This is a genomic window from Amycolatopsis sp. NPDC049252 (assembly GCF_043197175.1).
In the GTDB taxonomy this organism is placed as follows: domain Bacteria; phylum Actinomycetota; class Actinomycetes; order Mycobacteriales; family Pseudonocardiaceae; genus Amycolatopsis.
The window spans coordinates 337,003-352,265 of the sequence record NZ_JBICSQ010000002.1 but is presented as its reverse complement, the minus strand read 5'-3'; the positions used below and the strand labels follow the sequence as shown (position 1 = coordinate 352,265).

The window sequence follows — 15,263 nt, the reverse complement described above, 5'->3', positions numbered from 1 at the left end:
GCCGTTGGGCGTGGCGGGTGAGGGATTCGAACCCCCGTAGGCGTAAGCCAACTGGTTTACAGCCAGTCCCCTTTGGCCACTCGGGTAACCCGCCCAAGCCGGTCGTACCGGCCGGGAAGAAGCTTACCCAAGCACTCCCGGCGGGGGTCAACCGGGATACCCGGGACTAGGCTGAGTGCCCCTGACAAGCGAGTACGAGGTGTGAGGACACGTGGCGGATCCCTCTTTCGACGTCGTGAGCAAGGTCGACCGCCAGGAGGTGGACAACGCGCTCAACCAGGCGAGCAAGGAGCTCGGTACGCGCTTCGACTTCCGCGGCACGGGCACGACGATCAACTGGTCCGGCGAGGAGGCGATCGCGATCGAGTCCGAGACGGAGGAGCGCGCGCTGGCCGCGGTCGAGGTGTTCAAGGAGAAGCTGATCAAGCGCAGCATCTCGTTGAAGGCCTTCGAAGCGGACGAGCCGGCCCTCTCGGGCAAGATCTACAAGCTCAGCGGCAAGATCATCCAAGGCATCGCCTCGGACAAGGCGAAGCAGATCGCGAAGTTCATCCGCGACGAGGGCCCCAAGGGTGTGCAGGCCCAGATCCAGGGTGACCAGCTGCGGGTGTCGGGCAAGAAGAAGGACCAGCTGCAGGACGTGATCGCCTTGCTGAAGGGCAAGGACTTCGAGATCGCGCTGCAGTTCACCAACTACCGCTGACACACCCTCGTTGACCTGCGGGTATCTGGTTTCAGATGCCCGTGGGTACAACCTGGGGGACATCGTGATCACCAGCGCCGGCCACCATCGGACCGAAACCGTCGGCGGCGTCACGCCGGTAGCTGTAGTGGATCAACCCCTCGTGGACCTTGCCCACCTGGTCGTACAGCGCACGGGCCGGGGCGTCTTCCAGCGTGTTCCAGTAGAGGCCTGGGAAGCCCCGCTCCCCGGCGTCGCGCGCCACCCACTCGATCATCGCCGTCGCGATACCGCGCCGCCGGGCTTCCGGGGCCACGAACAGGTCCGCCAGGTAGCACTTGCCGGAGTACCAGACGCTGGCGTGGAACAGGTAGTGCGCGACGCCGACCATCCTGTCGTCCAGCCGGGCGGCGATCCCGCGCAACCGGTCGTCGTCGAGCAGGCGGCGCCAGGTTCGTTCGTAGGCGTCGGCGCCGCGTTCGACGCCGAAGTGCGCGTCTTTGCCACGGGTCAGGACTTCCCAGAGGGCGCGGTCGGATTCGGTCAGGTAACCGATCTTCACCATGCACCCATCCTGCCCGCTCAGGACGGCGTCAGCGTCCAACTCGCCTCGTAGCCGTCCACCCGCAGGTACGCCGGCCCGCGCACGTTCCGCTCCACCTGCAGGTCGCCGATCTGGTTGACCAGCAGGTCGTGCTGTTCCGGGGACATCACCCACAGCGCGGTGCTGCCGCGGGTCTTCACCGTGAGGTGGATGTGCGTCGCTCCTTCCGGCAGGCGCAGCACCGCGTCGCCCTTGCCCGAGGCCGGCTGGCCCACCGAGGCCGTCGGGAGGCTTCGGTAGTCCTGGATCGTCGCCGTCCAGGGGGCGTTCGCGTGGACCGTCACCCGCGTCACCGGGCGGTCGGGGTCCGTGTTCAGCCACGTCGTGCCCTTGTACGCGCCGATCGCGTTGACCAGGCCGTGCTCGCCGCCGTCGGTGTCGATGATCACGTTGGACGAGCACTTCGGGCAGTCGAACGTGAAGAAACCGAGCTGGTCCGCCGGCCAGCTGGTCGCGAACTCGCCGCTCCCCGTGCCTGTGTGCGTCTCGAGCGGCACCTCGCGCGGTGCTGCAGCCGACGTCGGCGACGGCTCTTCGGCGGACGTAGCGGCGACGATCTCGCCGTAACCGACGGACGGCGCGCACGCGGACGCCAATATCAGGACCAGCAGACAGGACAGCCGGAGTTTCATCGTTCCCCCTCGGGGCCACCACCGGCCCCCCAGGTGATCTTTCGGTCCCCTTTGGCCCGGCGTTACCGTCGCCTTGGGTGATTGGTCACCCGATCGTGCCTACCCAGCTCCCCGAAAGCGCGAACACCGTTCGACTGTCCACAAGAGACGGCCCGGCCGTGCTGTAATCGCGCCGTCACCGCGTGGAGAGGGTCAGGATGCGCCGTTTGCTCGTCTTCGTGCTTCCACTGGTCCTCGTCACCGCGCTGCTGACGCCCGCGAGCGCCGCCGAGCGCCAGCAGCTCGTCCCCGGCTACGGCTCCTACGCCCGCCTCGTCCGGCTCGAGTACTCGATCTTCGGCCGCGGCCACATCATCGCCGCGCTGACCAGCGAAGACGCCGGCGGCAAGTTCACGCCGGTGCTGGAGAGCACGGACGAGGGCGAGACGTTCCACAAGATCGCCGAGATCCACGACCCCGACGGCCGCTACGGCATGTGCTGCGGCACCCTCTACGAACTCCCCCAGCGCGTCGGCCGGCTCCGCGCGGGCACCCTGCTGTGGGCCGCGTCCTACCGGCAGGACGCCGGGGCACAACGCCGCGTCGGGATCAAGATCTGGGCCAGCAAGGACGGCGGCCGCTCCTGGGGGTTCCTCGCCGAGGCCGCCCGCTCGCACAACATCGACGGCATCTGGGAGCCGGAGTTCACCGTCGACGCCGGCGGCACGCTCTGGCTGCACTTCGCCGACGAGACGCAGGCCCCGAAGTACGCGCAGGTGCTCAACCGGGTCGCCTCGACCGACGGCGTGAACTGGGGCACCAAGCAGCTCACCCTGGCGATCCCGCCGGACCGGGTCCGCCCCGGCATGCCGATCATCCGGCGGCTGCCCGACGGCCGGTACTACTTCGCCTACGAGATCTGCAACTTCCGCGACCGCTACTGCGACCCGTACTTCAAGATCTCGTCCGACGGCGCCAACTGGGGCAGCACCACCGACCCCGGCACCCGGGTGAACACCGCGAACGGCAACTACTTCCAGCACGCGCAGACGATCACGCTGTTTCCCGGCGGGCCGAACGGCGTCCGGATCGTCATGGTCGGGCAGATCTACACCGACGCCAAGGGCAAGCCGCAGCCGGGCAACGGCCAGGTCCTGCTGGCCAACGACAACTTCGGCAGCGGCAACTGGTACGAGCTGCCCGCGCCGGTGCACATCACCGGCATCTACAACAACTTCTGCCCCAACTACTCCTCGACGCTCCTGCCGGTCGACGACGGCAAGAACGTCCTGGAGATCGCCACCGAGTACAACCTCGGCTGCAAGGCCTACTTCGGCAAGGGCCCGCTCTTCTAGCGCTTCCCCATCCCGGCTCCACAGGTCGCCCCGTAGGGTGGGCAAGGCTGTGGTCGACGAGAGGGAGGCAGCGAATGAAGGGCATCGTGCTGGCCGGAGGCAGCGGGACACGCCTGCACCCGATCACCCAGGCGGTGTCGAAGCAGCTGCTCCCGGTCTACGACAAGCCGATGGTCTACTACCCGATCTCGGTGCTGATGCTGGCCGGGATCCGCGAGATCCTCATCATCTCCACCCCGGCCGACCTGCCGAGCTTCCGCAAGCTGCTGGGCAACGGCGACCAGTTCGGCCTCTCGTTCTCCTACGCCGAGCAGCCCAGCCCGAACGGGCTGGCCGAGGCGTTCGTGATCGGCGCGGACTTCATCGGCGACGACGACGTCGCGCTGGTGCTCGGCGACAACATCTTCTACGGCCAGGGTTTCTCCAGCCGGCTCCAGGCCGCGGTCCGGGACCTCGACGGCTGTGTCCTGTTCGGCTACCCCGTGAAGGATCCCGAGCGCTACGGCGTCGGCGAGGTCGGGCCGGACGGCAAGCTGGTCTCCATCGAGGAGAAGCCGGCCAAGCCGCGGTCGAACAAGGCGATCACCGGCCTGTACTTCTACGACAACGAGGTCGTCGAGATCTCGCGCGCGCTCAAGCCGTCCGCGCGCGGCGAGCTGGAGATCACCGACGTCAACCTCACCTACGTGCGCCAGGACCGGGCGACGCTGGTCGAGCTGAGCCGCGGGTTCGCCTGGCTCGACACCGGGACGCACGATTCGCTGCTCGAAGCCGGGCAGTTCGTGCAGGTGCTGGAGCACCGGACCGGCGTGCGCATCGCCTGCCTCGAGGAGATCGCGCTGCGGATGGGCTTCATCGACGCCGACGAGTGCTACGCCCTGGGCTCGAAGCTGGCGAAGTCCGGCTACGGCGACTACGTCAAGGCTGTCGCCGTGGCGGCGGGGGCCTCGGCCTAGAGACCACCAGGGCCGCGGCGGGCCATCTCCTCGAGCCGCGCGACGCGGTCGGCGATGGGCGGGTGCGTCGAGAACATCCTGCTCAGCCCCTCGCCCGGACGGAACGGGTTCGCGATCATCAGGTGCGACTGCGACACCAGCTGCGGCTCGGCGACCAGCGGCCGCGCGCGTGTGCCCGCCTCCAGCTTGCGCAACGCCGAGGCCAGGCCCAGCGGGTCGCCGGTCAGCTCGGCGCCGGACGCGTCGGCCTGGTACTCCCGTGACCGGCTCACGCCCATCCGGATGACGGCCGCCGCGATCGGGCCGACGAAGATCAGCATCAGGCTGACCAGCGGGCTCCCGTCGCGGTTGTTGCCGCCGAAGAACAGCGCGATGTTCGCGAGCACGCTGATCACGCTGGCCAGGGCCCCCGCGACGCAGGAAATCAGGATGTCGCGGTTGTAGACGTGGGACAGCTCGTGGCCGAGCACGGCGCGCAGCTCCCGCTCGTCGAGCAGGTCGAGGATGCCGGTGGTGCAGCAGACGGCGGCGTGGCGCGGGCTGCGTCCGGTGGCGAACGCGTTCGGCGCGACGGTCGGGCTGAGGTACAGCGCGGGCATCGGCTGGCGGGCCACGGTCGCGAGCTCGCGCACGATCCGGTACATCGCGGGCTGCTCGGCCTCGGACACCGGCTGGGCGTGCATCGCGCGCAGCGCCAGCTTGTCCGAGTTGAAGTAGGCGAAGGCGTTCATCCCCAGGGCGACGACCAGGCCGATGACCAGGGCACCGCGGCCGAAGAGCCCGCTGATCGCGACGATGATCGCCGACAGCAGGCCGAGCAGCAACGCCGTCTTGAGTCCGTTCTGGTGCCCGTGCACGCGCGCTCGCCTCCGTCCGCTCTTCCCGCTCTTCAGGTGGGTTACCCACTGGAAACAACGCGATCGGGGGACCCGAAGTTCCTTCACGTGATCATCGCGCGGGTTACGCTCGGGAAGCGAATTGATCACGAGCGGAGGCGCCGATGCGAGGTCGCCAGATACGCCGGAGGACCCTGTTCGCCCTGGTCACGGCGGGCGCCGGAGCCCTGGTCCTACCCGGGGTCGCGCGCGCGGAGAACGTCCGCTCGATCGACGTCGGCGGCGCCCCGACCGCCGTCGCGGTGAATCCGGTCACCGGGCTCGGGTACGTCACGGATCCGCAGGCCGGCACGGTGTCGGTCGTGGATCCGCAGAGCGCCACGGTCGGCGCGGTGGTCCGCGTCGGCGGGGAGCCCGGCGACGTCGTCGTCGACTCGGTCGCCAACCGGGTCTACGTCGCGAACCCGCCCGCCGGCACCGTCGTGGTGCTCGACGGCCACACCCACGACCTGGTGAGCGTGATCGGCGCCGGGGCCGGCGCGGCCACCCTGGCGGTGGACGAGCAGGCCAACCGCGTCTACGCGGCCAGCGGCGGCACCGGCATGCTCGCCGTGCTCGACGGCGTCAGCTGCACCCTGGCGGCCCTCGTGCCCGGCCCGAAGCCGAGCCTGGGCGGCATCGCCGTCGACCCCGGCCGCAAGCTCGCGTACTGCGCCAGCACCGGCACGGACTCGGTCGAGGTGTTCGACATCGAGGCTGGGAAGTTCGTCGCGAGCGTGAAGGTCGGGGCCAGGCCGACGGCCGTCGCGGTGCACGTCGCGAGCGGCGCGGTGTACGTCGCGAACTCCGGCATCCACCACATGTCCATTGTGGACTCCTCGACGCGCACCGAGCGCAAGACCGTGTTGCTGCGCAGTGAATCCTCTGCCCTCGCGGTGCACCAGGGCACCAACACCGTGTACACCAACGGCGGCTCGAACGGGCTCAGCCGGATCGACGGCGCGACGGGCACGTTGTCGGGCGATCTTTCGCTGGGCGTCAACCCCGGCGACGTCGCTGTCGACCAGCGCACGCGCACGGTGTTCGTCACGGATCCCTTGCACGGCCGGGTTTCCCTCATTAGGGATTTCTGAGCACCCGGCTGGGGCAACTCCAGGTATACGGTCGGAGACTATGAAACTCGGACTGCAGATTCCCGACTTCACCTGGCCGAACGGGGCGTCCGCGCTGGGCGCCGACCTGGCCGCGGTCGTTCGCACCGCCGACAACGCGGGCTTCGACTCCATCGCCGTGATGGACCACTTCTTCCAGATCCGCGGGGTCGGCCCCGTCGAGAACGACATGCTCGAGGCGTACACCACCCTCGGCTTCATCGCGGCGCACACCGAGCGCGCCAAGCTGCTGACCGTCGTCACCGGTGTCCTCTACCGGCACCCGGGCCTGCTGGCCAAGGCGATCACGACCCTGGACGTCCTGTCCGGCGGCCGCGCGATCCTCGGCATCGGCGCGGGCTGGAACGAGGAGGAGTCCACGGGGCTCGGCTTCCCGTTCCCGCCGGTCGCCGAACGGTTCGAGCTGCTGGAGGAGAACCTCCAGTACGTCCTCCAGATGTGGGCCGAGGGCGACGGCGCGTTCAAGAGCAAGCATTTCGACGCTTCACGGCTCCTGAACGTGCCGCAGGTGCTCTCGAGCCCGCGTCCGCCGATCATGATCGGCGGCGGTGGCGAGAAGAAGACGCTGCGTTTCGTCGCGAAGTACGCCGACCAGTGCAACCTCTTCAACAGCCCGGAGCTGGAGCACAAGCTCGACGTCCTCAAGCGGCACTGCGAGAACGAGGGCCGGGACTACGACTCGATCACCAAGACCGTCTACCACGTCCTCGACATCGGCGAGAACGGTGAGAAGACCGACGAGCTGCTGAAGGAGCTCGAGCGGCTGAACGGGCTCGGCTTCGAGGTCGCCCTCGGCGCGGTTCCGCACGTGCACAGCCAGGCGGTGCTCGAGAAGTTCGGCACCGACGTCATCCCCGCCGCGGAGAACATCGGATGAAACTAGGTCTCCACCTCGCCCAGCAGACGTACCCGAACGGCCCGGCCGCGCTCGGCGCCGACCTGGCCGCGACGGCCCGAGCGGCCGACGAAGCCGGCTTCGGCTACCTCTCGGTGATGGACCACTTCTTCCAGATCTCGCGCTACGGCCCGCCCGAGCACGAGATGCTGGAGGCGTACACGACGCTCGGCTTCCTGGCGGCGCACACGTCGCAGGTGAGGCTGTTGACACTGGTCAGCGGCGTGATCTACCGCCACCCGGGCCTGCTGGCGAAGGCGATCACGACGCTGGACGTGCTCTCCGGCGGCCGCGCCGTGCTCGGCCTCGGCGCCGGCTGGAACGAGGAGGAAGCGCGTGGCCTCGGCATGCGCTACCCGTCCACGAAGGAGCGTTTCGAGCAGCTGGAAGACGCGCTGAGGTACGTCCACCAGATGTGGTCATCGGATGATTCGGGCTTCTCGGGCACCCACGTGACGGCGGAGCGCCTGTTGAACGTCCCGCAGGCGCTGTCCCGCCCGCACCCCCCGATCATGATCGGCGGAGGCGGCGAGAAGAAGACCCTGCGCTTCGTCGCGAGGTACGGCGACGCCTGTAACCTGATCGCCGGCCCGGACCTGGAGCACAAGCTGTCGGTGCTCCGGGCCCACTGCGAAGCGGAGGGACGCGACTACAGCGAGATCACCAAGACGGTGGCGCTGTGGCTGGACACGGGCGACGGCGGCTCGTCGACCGGAGCGCTCTTGGAGGAGCTGGAGCGCCTGTCCGGCCTGGGCGTGGACGCGGTGTTGGGCTGGGTCCCGGGCGTGCCGGACCTGTCGGTGATCGAGCGTTTCGCCACGGACGTGATCCCGGTGGCGAACAAGCTCTGACCTGGGTGGTTGCCTCGCGGGCCCGTCTCGCGAGGCAACCGTCAACCGGCCTTCGCCGCGAGCTCCGCCAGCTCGCGGCACATCGCCAGGAAACCTTCGCTCCCCGCCCGTGGGCCAGGCAGCCGCTGCGCCGAGTAGTCCACGAATCGAGTCCGCAGCGAGAGCAGGATCTCCGCCCGCCAGGGCGCAGGAAGCTCCGTCACGTCGAAGATGCCGACGCCGCTCTCGTGGACCTCCGTGATCTTCCGCCGAAGCCCGGCGTCCGTGACCTCCCCGGCCAGGAAATCCATCGCCCAGTGGTACGCCGAGTAGCTCACCGCCCACACCAGCTCGCGAGTCAGAAGAATGTCTCCGGCCACCTCAGCCGTCCTTGGCGAAGCGCCGGGTCAGGGCCGCGACGCCGATGCCGACCACCGCCAGCACGATCCCGGCGACCACCCAGCCCACCAGGGCCAGCACCACGCCGGTGACCGCGAACAGGACGAACTCCACCAGGAAACGGGCCGGTTCCGGGAGCCGCCGCGGGGCGCGCGGGGCGATGAACAGGCCCCAGATCGCGGCCGCCACCACCGGCAGCAGGATCGCGTCGACGATCGCCAGTGCCAGGCCGCCGCCGAGTTGGGTGCCCGCCAGGGCCAAGCCGCCCAAGAGCGCCAGCTCCGTCAGGAAACGGACCGTCAGCACCACGCCCGCGATCCCGCTCAGGCGGGGAGTCGGCTCCGAAGTCATCCGCCCAGCGTAGGGCCCAGGTCCACTGTGGACGTTACGGATCCGGACCGGCACTATCCGTGATCTGCACCACAGGTCACCTGGTCGGCGTGGTGATGTTGCGGTTCCGAATCGGTCCACCTGACCGGCACGCGTCGCTGTAACGACCTTCCACCGCTGCTCGACGTGTCTAACGCATATCGCGACCGCGAGTCCAAGGAGCCTGGTAGATGACCACATGTCGACTCTGCGGTTCGACAAACACGGCCAGCGTCGTGGACCTCGGCGCGACTCCCCCGTGTGAGCGATTTTTGACCGCCGAACAGCTCGACGAGCCGGAAACCACCTTCCCGCTGCACCTCATCGTGTGCACCGAGTGCTGGCTGGCGCAGATCCCGCCGCTGATCGACCCGGACGACACCTTCACCGAGTACGCCTACTTCTCGTCGTTCTCGACGTCGTGGGTCGAGCACGCGAAGCGGTTCGTCGACGGCTCGGTCGAGCGGCTCGGGCTGGACGAGAAGTCGTTCGTCGTCGAGGTCGCCAGCAACGACGGCTACCTGCTCAAGCACGTCGTCGGCCACGGGATCCGGTGTCTGGGTGTCGAACCTTCGGTGAACGTCGGGCAGGCGGCGCGTGACGCCGGCGTGCCCACCCTGACGGCCTTCCTCTCCGAGGAAACCGGCCGGCAGGTGCGCGAGGAGCACGGGCCGGCCGACCTGGTCGCCGCCAACAACGTGTACGCGCACATCCCCGACGTCCTCGGCTTCACCAAGGGCCTGCGCGCCCTGGTCGCGGACGACGGCTGGGTCTCCATCGAGGTCCAGCACCTGCTCACGCTGATCGAAAAGAACCAGTACGACACGATCTACCACGAGCACTTCCAGTACTACACGGTCGAATCCGCCCGCCGCGCACTGGCGACCGGCGGGCTGACCGTGGTCGACGTCGAACTCGTGCCGACGCACGGCGGCTCGATCCGGCTCTGGGCGCGTCCCGACGAGGTCGCGGGCGAGCCGAGCGAGCGGATGACCGACGTCCTGGAGCGCGAAAAGGCCGCCGGGCTGCACGAGCTGTCCGGGTACACCGAGTTCGCCGAGCGCGTCACCCGCGTGCGGCTGGACCTGCTGAAGTTCCTCATCGAGGCGCGCAACGACGGGAAGACCGTCGTCGGCTACGGCGCCCCGGGCAAGGGCAACACCCTGCTGAACCACTGCGGGATCCGGACGGACCTGCTGAGCTACACCGTCGATCGCAATCCGTACAAGCACGGCCGGTTCACCCCGGGCACGCGCATTCCGGTGCTGCCCCCGGAACGGATCGAAGCCGATCGGCCCGACTACGTGCTCGTCCTCCCGTGGAACCTCCGGGAGGAACTGACCGAACAGCTGTCGTTCGTGGGTGCCTGGGGCGGAAAGCTCGTGTTCCCCATTCCCCGCCTGGAAATCGTCGAGGTGTCTTGAAGTGAAGGTCGTTCTCTTCTGCGGTGGTTACGGGATGCGGATGCGCAACGGCGCGGCCGACGACGTCCCGAAGCCGATGGCCATGGTCGGCCCGAGACCGCTCATCTGGCACGTCATGCGGTACTACGCCCACTTCGGGCACACCGAATTCATCCTGTGCCTCGGCTACGGCGCGGCGCACATCAAGAACTTCTTCCTGAACTACCAGGAAACCATTTCCAACGACTTCATCCTGCGCAACGGCCAGGCGGAGCTGCTCTCGACCGACATCGCCGACTGGACGATCACCTTCGTGCAGACCGGGATCGAGTCGCCGATCGGTGAGCGTCTGCGCCGCGTCCGTGACTACCTGGACGGCGACGAGATGTTCCTCGCGAACTACGCCGACGTCCTGTCCGACGCGCCGCTGCCGGACATGATCGAGCGGTTCCAGAACACCGACGCCGGCGCGTCGATGATGGTCGTGCCGCCCCAGTCGTCGTTCCACTGCGTCGAGATGAACGAAGGCGGCATGGTCGGCGCGATCACCGCCGTCAGCGAGATGCCGCTGTGGGAGAACGGCGGGTACTTCGTGCTCCGCCAGGAGGTCTTCGACCACATCCCGGAGAACGGCGACCTGGTCGCCGACGGCTGCGGCGAGCTGGCCAAACGCGGCCGGCTGCTGGCCTACCCGTACCGCGGGTTCTGGAAGCCGACCGACACGGTCAAGGAGCGCGCGGCGCTCGACGACGCGTACACGCACGGCAAGAAGCCCTGGGCGCTCTGGGAGCGGCCTGTCGAAAGCATCGCGTGATCGGGCTCCGGCCGGGTCGGCTCGGCGGTGTCGTCGCCCTCGGCGCGCACTGCGACGACATCGCGATCGGCGCCGGCGGCACCCTGCTGACGATGTGCGCGGCACGGCCGGGCCTGCGGGTCGACGCGCTGGTCCTCTCCGGCGGCGGCACACCCCGCGAGGACGAGGAGCGCGCGGCGCTGGCGGCGTTCTGCCCCGGCGCGCAGGTCGACGTCACGGTGCTGAAGCTGCCGGACGGCCGGTTCCCGGCGCACTGGGAAGAGGCCAAGAACGCGCTGGAGGAGCTGCGGCGCCGGACCGACCCGGACGTCATCCTGGCGCCGCGCACCGACGACGCGCATCAGGACCACCGCGGGCTCGCGAAGCTGGTGCCGACGGCGTTCCGCGACCACCTGGCGCTGGGCTACGAGATCGTCAAGTGGGACGGCGACCTCGGCGCGCCGTCCGTCTACCAGCCGCTCGACGACGACGTCGCCGAGGAGAAGGTGCGGCTGCTGCAGACGCACTACGCGTCCCAGCGGCACCGTGGCTGGTACGACCGGGAGGCCTTCCTCGGCCTGGCCCGGATCCGCGGGATCGAAGCGGCCGCGAAGTACGCCGAAGCGTTTTTCGTCAAGAAACTCACTCTCGACCTGAAGGGCTGAATTCGATGCGGGTGTTGCTGACGGGGCACAAGGGCTACCTGGGCACGGTGATGGCCCCGGTGCTCGCCGCGGCCGGCCACGAGGTCGTCGGCCTCGACTCCGGGCTGTTCGAGCAGTGTCTGCTCGGGCCCGCGCCGGCCGACCCGGGCGGCTACGCGGTCGACCTGCGCGACGTCACGGCCAAGCACGTCTCCGACGTCGACGCGGTGATCCACCTGGCCGCGCTGTCGAACGACCCGCTCGGCTCGCTCGCACCCGAGCTGACCTACGACATCAACCACCACGCGTCGGTGAAGCTCGCGAAGCTGGCCAAGGACGCCGGCGTCGGCCGTTACCTCTACGCGTCGACCTGCTCGGTGTACGGCGCCGGCGGCGACAACCTGGTCGACGAGGACGCGCCGCTGAAGCCGGTGACGCCGTACGCCGAGTCGAAGGTGCGCGTCGAGGCCGACGTCCACGAGCTCGCCGACGACGACTTCACCCCGGTCTACATGCGCAACGCGACGGCGTTCGGCTACTCGCCCCGCCTGCGCGGCGACATCGTGCTGAACAACCTCACCGCGCACGCGCACCTGTCCGGCGAGGTGCTGGTGCTCTCCGACGGCACGCCGTGGCGGCCGCTGGTGCACGCCCAGGACATCGCGCGCGCGTTCACCGCCGCGCTGACCGCGCCGAAGGAGGCCGTGCACAACAAGGCCTTCAACATCGGCACCGAGGACAACAACGTCACCGTCGCCGAGATCGCCCAGGAGGTCGTCGAGGCCGTGCCGGGCTCGACGCTGAACATCACCGGCGAGGCCGGCGCCGACCCGCGCTCCTACCGCGTCGACTTCTCGCGCTTCCGCGAGGCCATCCCGGGCTTCGCCTGCGAGTGGTCGGTCAAGGACGGCGCCGTCGAGCTGATCGAGGCCTACCGGAAGTTCGGCCTGACCAGGGAATCCTTCGACAAGCTGTTCACCAGGCTCGCCTGGCTGCGCAGCGAGGGCGAAGCCGGCCGCGTCGACGACACCCTGCGGCGGCACTAGTGCCGGGCTCGCGGCTGCGGTCGGGGGCGGAGCTGCACGCCCTGGTCGAACGGCTGTACCCGGTCTGCCGCAGCATCACCGGCGACGGCGTGCGGCAGACCCTGGACATCATCGGCGAGCACATCGCGCTCGAGCGGCACGAGGTCCCGACCGGCACCCAGGTGCTGGACTGGACGATCCCGCAGGAGTGGAACATCCGCGACGCGTACGTCGCCACGCCGTCCGGTGAGCGGGTAATCGACTTCCGGGAGTCGAACCTGCACGTCGTCGGGTACAGCGTCCCGGTGTCCGAGCGGATGCCGCTGAGCGAGCTGCGGGAGCACCTGCACACGCTGCCGGACCAGCCGTCGTGGGTGCCCTACCGGACCAGCTACTACGCCCCGGCCTGGGGATTCTGCCTCGCGCAGGAGAAGCTGGACGCGCTGCCCGACGGCGACTACGACGTCGTCATCGACTCGACCCTGGCCGACGGCTCGCTCACCTACGGCGAGCACGTCGTGCCCGGCCGCGTCACCGACGAGGTCATCGTGTCCTGCCACGTCTGCCACCCGTCGCTGGCCAACGACAACCTCGCCGGCATCGCCGTCGCGATCTCGCTGGCCCAGCAGCTGGCCGAGGCGCAGCCGCACTACACGTACCGGTTCCTGTTCATGCCGGGCACGATCGGCTCGATCACCTGGCTCGCGCGCAACGCCGGCCGGATCGACAAGGTCAAGCACGGCCTGGTGCTGGCGTGCGCGGGTGACCCCGGCCCGCTGACGTACAAGAAGTCCCGCCGCGACGACGCCGAGATCGACCGCGTCGTGCAGCACGTGCTGCGCTCACGCGAGCATCGCGTTGTCGACTTCTCGCCGTACGGCTACGACGAGCGCCAGTTCTGCTCGCCGGGCTTCAACCTCGGCGTCGGCTCCCTGACGCGGACGCCGTACGCGGGCTACCCGGAGTACCACACCTCCGCCGACAACCCGGGCTTCGTCTCGCCCGCGGCCATGGAAGACACGCTCGGCGCGCTTCTCGACGCCTTCGGTGTCCTGGACCGCAACCGCCAGTACGTCAACCTCAGCCCCTACGGCGAGCCCCAGCTCGGCAAGCGCGGGCTTTACGGCTCGCTCGGCGGCCGCAGCGACGCCAAGGAAGCCCAGATGGCCATGCTCTGGGTGCTCAACCTGTCCGACGGCGACCACTCGCTCCTCGACATCGCCGAACGGGCCGGCCTGCCCTTCGACATCGTCGACGTCGCGGCGCGTGCCCTCCACGACGCCGGTCTGGTCAAGGAATGAGCAACGTGGCCAACCATCGCCGTGCTCCCCGCTCGCTGCTCCGGAACGGCGCCGTGCGCGCCATGGCCGGACGGCTGAGCTGGGGACTCGGCGACCAGGCGGTGTCGAGCCTGACCAACTTCGCGGTCGGGCTGTACGTGGCCCGCTCGCTCGGGACGTTCGCCTTCGGCATCTTCAGCCTCGCCTGGGTGACGTACGGCGTGGTGCTGAACGTCTCACGCGGACTGGCCACCGACCCGCTGATGGTGCGCTTCAGCGCCGTCGCGCAGGATCGCTGGCGCTCCGGCGTCGCGAGCGCGTCCGGCACCGCGATCGGCGTCGGCTGCGTGACCGGCGTGATCAGCCTCGTCGCGGGGCTGGCCGCGGGCGGCCCGCTGGGCAGCGCGTTCGTCGCGCTCGCCGTGGTGCTGCCCGGGCTGCTGCTGCAGGACGCCTGGCGCTTCGCGTTCTTCGCCAAGGGCGAGGGCAAGAAGGCGTTCGTCAACGACTGCGTCTGGGGCGTGGCCCTGCTGCCGGCGCTGTTCGTCGCCGCCCAGGTCCACACCGTGGTCGCGTTCGTGCTGGCCTGGGGCCTCTCCGGCGCGGTCGCGGCCCTGTTCGGCTGGTTCCAGACCGGCATCCTCCCGCACCCCCGCGAAGCGCTGGGGTGGTTCCGGCAGCAACGCGACCTGAGTGTCCGCTACCTCGTCGAGAACGTCAGCAACAGCGGCGCGTCCCAGCTGCGCGCCTACGGCCTCGGCGCGATCGCCGGCATCACGGCCGTCGGCGCGGTCCGCGGGGCCGAGCAGCTGCTCGGCCCGTTCCTGGCCCTGCTCATGGGCCTGTCCCTGGTCACCGTCGCCGAGGGCGCGCGGGTGCTTCAGCGGGCGCCGCACCGGCTGAAGCACTTCTGCGTGATCCTCGGCGGCGGCCAGGCCGGCGCCGCCCTGTGCTGGGGTCTCGGGCTGCTGTTCCTGATCCCCGACTCGGCCGGCCGCTGGGTGATGGGCTCGGTGTGGGACTCGTCGTCCCCGCTGATCCTCCCGGTGACCCTCGCCGTGGTCGGCGCGAGCTTCGCGACCGGCGCCGCCGCCGGTCTCCGTGCCCTCGGCGCCGCCCCGCGGAGCCTGCGGTCGCAGCTGATCGCCTCCCTCTTCTACGTCACGTTCGGCATCACCGGAGCCTTCCTGGGCGGCGCGGCCGGATCCGCCTGGGGCGTCGCGACCGCGACGCTCACCGGATCCGTCGTCTGGTGGTGGCAGCTGCGGCTCGGGCTCCGCGAGTACGTGCCGCCGGCCCTGGACGACGCCGGGGCCAACGAGACCACGATCGTCTTCGCGCCGATCAAGGAGACGATCAACGAAACCACCGTGGTCTTCGCCCCGATCCAAGAGCCGATCAAGGAATGA

17 protein-coding genes and 1 tRNA gene are annotated in these 15,263 nt (G+C 69.4%); 12 read left to right on the top strand and 6 right to left on the bottom strand.

Annotation, left to right across the window (positions count from 1 at the left end; all coding sequences use genetic code 11):
* Positions 1 to 11: 11 nt before the first annotated feature.
* Positions 12 to 94, bottom strand: a tRNA-Tyr gene (locus ACGFMK_RS04610).
* A 117-nt stretch (positions 95 to 211) separates the two neighbouring features.
* Between ACGFMK_RS04610 and ACGFMK_RS04605 the strand changes: the two genes are divergently transcribed.
* Positions 212 to 703 carry a YajQ family cyclic di-GMP-binding protein gene (locus tag ACGFMK_RS04605; protein WP_284747809.1) on the top strand — a complete coding sequence of 164 codons (492 nt, stop codon included), beginning with the start codon at positions 212 to 214 and terminating at the stop codon, positions 701 to 703.
* Positions 704 to 734: 31 nt separating this feature from the next.
* Here ACGFMK_RS04605 and ACGFMK_RS04600 read toward each other — a convergent pair whose 3' ends face one another.
* Both ACGFMK_RS04600 and ACGFMK_RS04595 read right to left on the bottom strand, forming a co-directional pair.
* Positions 735 to 1,247, bottom strand: a complete 513-nt coding sequence (locus tag ACGFMK_RS04600; protein ID WP_392758391.1) for a GNAT family N-acetyltransferase — start codon at positions 1,245 to 1,247, stop codon at positions 735 to 737.
* Positions 1,248 to 1,264: 17 nt separating this feature from the next.
* On the bottom strand, positions 1,265 to 1,918 hold the full coding sequence (locus ACGFMK_RS04595; RefSeq protein WP_392758390.1) for a hypothetical protein: 654 nt from the start codon (positions 1,916 to 1,918) through the stop codon (positions 1,265 to 1,267).
* Between the two features lie 197 nt (positions 1,919 to 2,115).
* On the opposite strand from ACGFMK_RS04595, the gene ACGFMK_RS04590 reads away from it, so the two are divergent.
* Both ACGFMK_RS04590 and rfbA read left to right on the top strand, forming a co-directional pair.
* Complete coding sequence (locus ACGFMK_RS04590) at positions 2,116 to 3,252, top strand: sialidase family protein (RefSeq protein ID WP_392758389.1); 1,137 nt, start codon at positions 2,116 to 2,118, stop codon at positions 3,250 to 3,252.
* 74 nt (positions 3,253 to 3,326) lie between these two features.
* Positions 3,327 to 4,208: a glucose-1-phosphate thymidylyltransferase RfbA gene (gene rfbA, locus ACGFMK_RS04585; RefSeq protein WP_392758387.1), complete on the top strand. Its 882-nt coding sequence runs from the start codon at positions 3,327 to 3,329 to the stop codon at positions 4,206 to 4,208.
* On the opposite strand, the gene htpX is transcribed toward rfbA, so the two are convergent.
* Positions 4,205 to 5,065 (bottom strand): zinc metalloprotease HtpX, encoded by an 861-nt coding sequence (htpX, locus tag ACGFMK_RS04580; RefSeq protein ID WP_392758385.1) that lies wholly within the window; start codon positions 5,063 to 5,065, stop codon positions 4,205 to 4,207. The genes rfbA and htpX overlap by 4 nt on opposite strands.
* Positions 5,066 to 5,208: 143 nt before the next feature.
* On the opposite strand from htpX, the gene ACGFMK_RS04575 reads away from it, so the two are divergent.
* Genes ACGFMK_RS04575 through ACGFMK_RS04565 form a run of 3 tightly spaced genes read left to right on the top strand, consistent with a single transcriptional unit; the run spans position 5,209 to position 7,962 of the window.
* A complete protein-coding gene (locus tag ACGFMK_RS04575; protein WP_392758384.1) occupies positions 5,209 to 6,177 on the top strand; it encodes a hypothetical protein in 969 nt (322 codons plus the stop codon).
* Positions 6,178 to 6,217: 40 nt separating this feature from the next.
* Positions 6,218 to 7,093 (top strand): LLM class F420-dependent oxidoreductase, encoded by an 876-nt coding sequence (locus tag ACGFMK_RS04570; protein WP_392758382.1) that lies wholly within the window; start codon positions 6,218 to 6,220, stop codon positions 7,091 to 7,093.
* On the top strand, positions 7,090 to 7,962 hold the full coding sequence (locus ACGFMK_RS04565) for an LLM class F420-dependent oxidoreductase (protein WP_392758380.1): 873 nt from the start codon (positions 7,090 to 7,092) through the stop codon (positions 7,960 to 7,962). Before ACGFMK_RS04570 ends, ACGFMK_RS04565 begins: the two co-directional genes overlap by 4 nt.
* Before the next feature lie 41 nt (positions 7,963 to 8,003).
* Here the strand turns inward: ACGFMK_RS04565 and ACGFMK_RS04560 are convergent, their stop codons facing one another.
* Together ACGFMK_RS04560 and ACGFMK_RS04555 are read right to left on the bottom strand one after the other, a co-directional pair.
* Positions 8,004 to 8,321 (bottom strand): hypothetical protein, encoded by a 318-nt coding sequence (locus tag ACGFMK_RS04560; protein ID WP_392758378.1) that lies wholly within the window; start codon positions 8,319 to 8,321, stop codon positions 8,004 to 8,006.
* 1 nt (position 8,322) lies between these two features.
* Positions 8,323 to 8,691: a YrdB family protein gene (locus ACGFMK_RS04555; protein ID WP_392758376.1), complete on the bottom strand. Its 369-nt coding sequence runs from the start codon at positions 8,689 to 8,691 to the stop codon at positions 8,323 to 8,325.
* 209 nt (positions 8,692 to 8,900) lie between these two features.
* On the opposite strand from ACGFMK_RS04555, the gene ACGFMK_RS04550 reads away from it, so the two are divergent.
* The 6 genes from ACGFMK_RS04550 to ACGFMK_RS04525 are packed head-to-tail and all read left to right on the top strand — an operon-like array spanning position 8,901 to position 15,263.
* Positions 8,901 to 10,133, top strand: coding sequence for a class I SAM-dependent methyltransferase (locus ACGFMK_RS04550; RefSeq protein ID WP_392758374.1), 1,233 nt, complete (start codon positions 8,901 to 8,903; stop codon positions 10,131 to 10,133).
* Position 10,134: 1 nt separating this feature from the next.
* Positions 10,135 to 10,926 (top strand): glucose-1-phosphate cytidylyltransferase, encoded by a 792-nt coding sequence (locus ACGFMK_RS04545; RefSeq protein WP_392758372.1) that lies wholly within the window; start codon positions 10,135 to 10,137, stop codon positions 10,924 to 10,926.
* On the top strand, positions 10,923 to 11,570 hold the full coding sequence (locus ACGFMK_RS04540; protein WP_392758370.1) for a PIG-L deacetylase family protein: 648 nt from the start codon (positions 10,923 to 10,925) through the stop codon (positions 11,568 to 11,570). The genes ACGFMK_RS04545 and ACGFMK_RS04540 overlap by 4 nt, the downstream gene beginning before the upstream one ends.
* 5 nt (positions 11,571 to 11,575) lie before the next feature.
* A complete protein-coding gene (locus ACGFMK_RS04535; RefSeq protein WP_392758368.1) occupies positions 11,576 to 12,595 on the top strand; it encodes an NAD-dependent epimerase/dehydratase family protein in 1,020 nt (339 codons plus the stop codon).
* Entirely contained in the window at positions 12,595 to 13,875 is a 1,281-nt protein-coding gene (locus tag ACGFMK_RS04530; RefSeq protein WP_392758366.1) for a DUF4910 domain-containing protein, read from the top strand. The genes ACGFMK_RS04535 and ACGFMK_RS04530 overlap by 1 nt, the downstream gene beginning before the upstream one ends.
* Entirely contained in the window at positions 13,872 to 15,263 is a 1,392-nt protein-coding gene (locus ACGFMK_RS04525; protein ID WP_392758365.1) for a hypothetical protein, read from the top strand. Before ACGFMK_RS04530 ends, ACGFMK_RS04525 begins: the two co-directional genes overlap by 4 nt.